Below are 4,902 nucleotides of genomic sequence, written 5' to 3'. Positions count from 1 at the left end.
GCTGATCACCGTCTCGGTGTTGCCGGCGCGCACCGAAACCTGGACGCCGGGGTAGCGAGCCCGGAAGCTGCCGAGAATGTGAAGCAGATGATGTGCGGCATCGGCGACGATGCGCAGCGTGCCGGAACGCAGGGCGCGGGACTCCGTCAGCAACTCCAGCGCCTGTTGCTCGGTATCGAACATGCGGTGGGTTATTTCGAGCAATTTCTGGCCCGAATGGGTCAGCGTGACCTGCTTCTTGTTGCGGTTGAACAGCAGCACGTCATACTCTTCCTCGAGCTTGCGCACCTGGTCCGAGATCGCCGGCTGGGTCAGGAAGAGCGCCTCGGCGGCACGTGAAAAGCCACCGCAGATGGCCACCTGGTGAAAGGCTCGCAACTGGACGTAGCGCATCTGCCGTGCCTCCGACACTTCTGAAATCGCCGACATCCTATCATAAGGATGGCTTAGGAAAAGATCGAAAGGAACGATTTGACTTATGTTTTGCCGACCCTCAGCCTGAGCATGGTCGACATCCCTGCCGGCCGTTGGCACCGGAGGCGTCGCCATGCAATTTTCCATCATCCTGCTGCATCTGGCGGGTGCGGTCATGCTGCTGCTCTGGGCCGTGCATATGGTGCGTACGGGTGTCGAGCGGGCCTGCGGCCCCGCTTTGCGTGATGCCCTGAGGCAAGCCCGGGGTGCACGGATCAGGTCGGCGGGCGTCGGCACCGTGCTTGCCGTGCTGCTGCAAAGCTCGACCGCAGTCGCGATCCTGGCGGCCGGGTTTGCCGCCAGCGGCATGGTTTCGGTGTCATCAGGGCTGGCGATCCTGCTGGGCGCCGATCTCGGTTCCGCCCTGGTCGTGCAGGTGCTGTCGTTCGATCTCAGCTGGCTGGTGCCGGCGCTGATCCTGGTCGGCGGCGCGATGGTCCTGAAGTTCGAGGTGGCTGGCATCAGGCAGAGCGGGCGAATCCTGATGGGGGTCGCCTTCGTCCTGTTGTCGCTGCATATGATCGGCGAGGCGACCGCTCCGATGCGGCAGAGCAATTTGCTGCCACTGGTGATTTCCTATCTGCGCACGGACTATTTCACCGCCTTTGCCGCAGCTGCCCTGTTCACATGGCTGATCCACTCCAGCGTCGCGGCGATCCTGCTGTTCGTCACGCTTGCCGCGCAAGGCGTCTTGCCGGTCGAGGTCGGCCTGCTCTTCATCCTCGGCGCCAATTGCGGTGGTGCGCTGATTGCGGTGTGGCTGACACGCGGCGATGCCGTCGAGGCGCGCCGTGTCCCGCTTGGCAATCTGATCTTTCGCGGCACGACGGCGCTCGCCGCCTTGTTTGCGCTTCAGGCCGTGACCTTCCCGGCGCATCTGTTCGGCGCAACCGAAGGCCGCCAACTGGTCAACCTGCACCTTGCCTTCAATATGGTGCTGGTCATCTGCTGCTTGCCGTTCACCGGCACGATGGAAAAGCTCGCCACCTTGCTGATCCCCGACAGGCCAGCGGCAAAGGCAGGGGAGGCTGGGGACCTGATGTCACGCCGCACCAGCGCGCTCGACCGCACCGTCATGCGCACACCCGGTCTCGCTCTGGCCAGTGCGACCCGCGAGTTGCTGCGCGTGGGCGAAGTCGTCGAGGTGATGCTGCGCCCGGTGATGGATTTCTTCGACGCAGGCACCGCCGACCAGATACGCCAAGCCCAAAAACTTGATGAGGAGGTCAACCGCGCCCACACCGAGATCAAGCTCTACATTGCCGAAGTCAATCGCGGCAGCATGAGCGCGGCCGAGGCGCAGCGCGGCATAGAACTCACCGACTTCGCCATCAATCTCGAACGCGCCGGCGATATCGTCGCCAAGAACCTGCTCGTGCTCACCCAGGAGCTGCGTGACAAGAACCTGCGCTTTTCACGCGACGGCTGGAGCGAACTGGCCGGGCTTCACAACCGTGTCATGGCCAACATGCAGCTTGCACTCAATGTGCTGGTGTCGAGCGATCTCGAGTCGGCGCGGCAACTCGTCGTCGAGAAGGAGCGGATGCGCAGACTGGAACGCATGAGCCATGACCGTCACCTCAAGCGCCTGCAATCAGGAATGCCGCAGAGCATCGACACCAGCGACATCCACCTGGAGGCGGTGCGGGCGCTGAAGGAGATCAACTCGCTGATGGCCTCGGTCGCCTATCCCTTGCTGACGCAGAGCGGTGATCTGCTCGAAAGCCGGCTGGCGAGAGGGGCAGCGGAAGCGATGGCTCCGGCGCTCGCCTGACGGGCGACATTCTCCGCTGGCGAGTGGCAATCCTTACCATCGTTAAAATCGATACATCGATACAAAATAACGATTTTACAAATAGATCATTCAGGCCAAGAATAAGGCCACATCGAACGCAGATCGAGCGGAGGACAACATGCTCGCCGAGACGAAATTTGCCGCGGAGCCGCTGGCCAGTCCGGCGCTGGGCGAGCCGTATCTTCTGACCCCAGGGCCGCTTACCACGGCCTATTCGGTCAAGGAGGCGATGTTGCGCGACTGGGGATCGTGGGACGGCGACTTCCGCGCCATGACATCGGATATGCGTCGCCGCCTGCTGGCGCTGACCGGGGACAGGAACGATGAGTTCGACTGCGTGCCGATGCAAGGCAGCGGTTCCTTCTGCGTTGAAGCGATGCTGGGTTCGTTTGTGCCCAGAGATGGCAAGGTTCTGGTGCTGGCCAACGGCGCCTACGGCCTGCGCGCCGCGCAGACCATGCAGTATCTCGGCCGCGCCTACACGCTGATCGACAAGGGCGACTATCTGCCGCCGCGCGGCGACGAGGTGGCGGCGGCCCTCGCGGCCGACCCTGATATCACCCATGTCATCGCCATCCATTGCGAGACCAGCTCCGGCATCCTCAATCCGGTCGCCGAGATTGCGCAAGCCGTCCATGCCAAGGGTCGCAAGCTGCTGGTCGATTCCATGAGCGCGTTCGGCGCCGTAGCGCTCGACGTCAACGATATCCGCTATGAGGCGATGGTCTCGTCCGCCAACAAGTGCATTGAGGGCGTTCCGGGCTTCGGCTTCATCATCGCCCGCAAGAGCGAGCTGGAGGTTGCCAAAGGCAGGAGCCATTCGCTGTCGCTCGATGTCCACGCCCAGTGGGCGCACCTCAACAAAACCGGCCAGTGGCGCTACACGCCGCCGACGCACGTCGTCGCTGCCTTCCTCGAAGCACTGCGCCAGCACGAGGCCGAAGGCGGCGTCGCCGGCCGTGGCGCTCGCTATACGAGGAACCGCGACGTCATGGTGGCCGGCATGCGCGACCTCGGTTTCGAGACACTGCTCGGGGATCGCTGGCTATCGCCGATCATCGTCACCTTCTTCAACCCGGCCCATGCCAGTTTCGCCTTCGACCGCTTCTACGATCTGATGAAGGACAAGGGCTTCATCATCTATCCGGGCAAGCTGACCGCAGTGGATAGCTTCCGCGTCGGCTGCATCGGCCAGATGGACGAGCATGTCATGCGCCGCGTCGTCGAGGCGGCGGCTTTTTCACTGCATGAAATGGGCGTCGACACCGCCGCTCCACCCGCCGCGGCACTTGCCGAACGCGCCAAACTCGCCGCCTGAAGCGGCCGATCTCGAGGATATCAGATGAACCAGATGTCTCCCATCAACGTCGCGGTCAACGGCCGCACCTACGCCTGGCCGCGTGTGCCGGCCATCGCCATCTGCCTTGACGGCTGCGAGCCGGCCTATCTCGACGAGGCGATCGAGGCCGGGCTGATGCCGGCGCTGGTCAGGATCAAGCAGAAGGGCACCGTACGTTTTGCGCACTCTGTCATTCCGAGCTTCACCAACCCCAACAATCTGTCGATCGCCACAGGCCGTCCGCCGTCGGTGCACGGCATCTGCGGCAACTACCTCTACGAGCGCGAGACCGGCAAGGAAGTGATGATGAACGACCCGCGCTTCCTGCGCGCGCCGACCATCTTCCAGGCCTTCTATGATGCCGGCGCCAAGGTCGCCGTGGTCACCGCCAAGGACAAGCTGCGTGCCTTGCTTGGCAAGGGCCTTGCCTTCGATGGAGGCCGCGCGCTGTGCTTCTCTGCGGAGAAGTCGGACACCACGACTTTAGCCGAGCATGGCATCGACGATGCCTCGAAGCACTTTGGGCTGCCGGTGCCGGAGGTCTATTCGGCCGAACTGTCGGAATTCGTCTTCGCCGCCGGTGTGCAGCTGCTGAAGGAGTTCCGCCCCGACATCATGTATCTGACGACCACCGACTATGTGCAGCACAAATACGCGCCGGGCAACCGCCAAGCCAACGCCTTCTACGAGATGTTCGACAAATACCTGACCGAGCTTGATGCGCTGGGCGCGGCGATCGTCGTCACCGCCGACCATGGCATGAAGCCCAAGCACAAGGCGGACGGTTCGCCCGACGTCGTCTATGTCCAGGACCTTCTCGACGAGTGGCTGGGCAAGGACGCCGCCCGCGTCATCCTGCCGATCACCGACCCCTATGTCGTGCATCACGGCGCGCTCGGCTCGTTTGCCACCGCCTATCTGCCTGATGGCGCAGATCAGGCCGGCATCATGGCCCGGCTGGCGAAGATCGACGGCATCATGCTGGTCGTCGACAGCCCGACGGCGTGCGAGCGCTTTGAGCTGCCGGCAGATCGCATCGGCGACATCGTGCTGATCTCGACCGAGAACAAGACCATCGGCACCTCGGAACATCGCCATGACCTGGCGGCTCTGAACGAACCGCTGCGCTCGCATGGCGGGCTGACCGAGCAGGAGGTGCCGTTCATCGTCAATCGTGTGCTGCCGGATTTACCGAACGAGCCGACGCTGCGCAATTTCGACGCCTTCTACTACGCCACAATGGCGGCAGCGCTGGCTTGATGTGCGAGGTGGGGCTCGTGGGGCGTAGTTATTG

4 protein-coding genes are annotated in these 4,902 nt (G+C 63.2%); 3 read left to right on the top strand and 1 reads right to left on the bottom strand.

The window, feature by feature from the left end; genetic code table 11:
• The coding region (locus EN750_RS18425; protein WP_127397264.1) for a LysR family transcriptional regulator at nt 1–393 on the bottom strand (393 nt) is incomplete at its 3' end.
• A gap of 154 nt (nt 394–547) precedes the next feature.
• Here EN750_RS18425 and EN750_RS18420 point away from each other — a divergent pair.
• The 3 genes from EN750_RS18420 to phnA all read left to right on the top strand — a co-directional run bounded on the left by EN750_RS18420 (nt 548) and on the right by phnA (nt 4,868).
• Nucleotides 548–2,248 (top strand): Na/Pi cotransporter family protein, encoded by a 1,701-nt coding sequence (locus tag EN750_RS18420; protein WP_127397263.1) that lies wholly within the window; start codon nt 548–550, stop codon nt 2,246–2,248.
• Between the two features lie 139 nt (nt 2,249–2,387).
• A complete protein-coding gene (locus tag EN750_RS18415) occupies nt 2,388–3,587 on the top strand; it encodes a 2-aminoethylphosphonate--pyruvate transaminase (protein ID WP_127397262.1) in 1,200 nt (399 codons plus the stop codon).
• A 24-nt stretch (nt 3,588–3,611) separates the two neighbouring features.
• Nucleotides 3,612–4,868, top strand: coding sequence for a phosphonoacetate hydrolase (phnA, locus tag EN750_RS18410; RefSeq protein WP_127397261.1), 1,257 nt, complete (start codon nt 3,612–3,614; stop codon nt 4,866–4,868).
• Nucleotides 4,869–4,902 lie beyond the last annotated feature (34 nt).

It is taken from the genome of Mesorhizobium sp. M7A.F.Ca.ET.027.03.2.1, from assembly GCF_003999175.1.
Taxonomy (GTDB): domain Bacteria; phylum Pseudomonadota; class Alphaproteobacteria; order Rhizobiales; family Rhizobiaceae; genus Mesorhizobium.
Note: the sequence above shows the minus strand (reverse complement) of the source record. Positions and strands in the feature narration are given on the sequence as shown.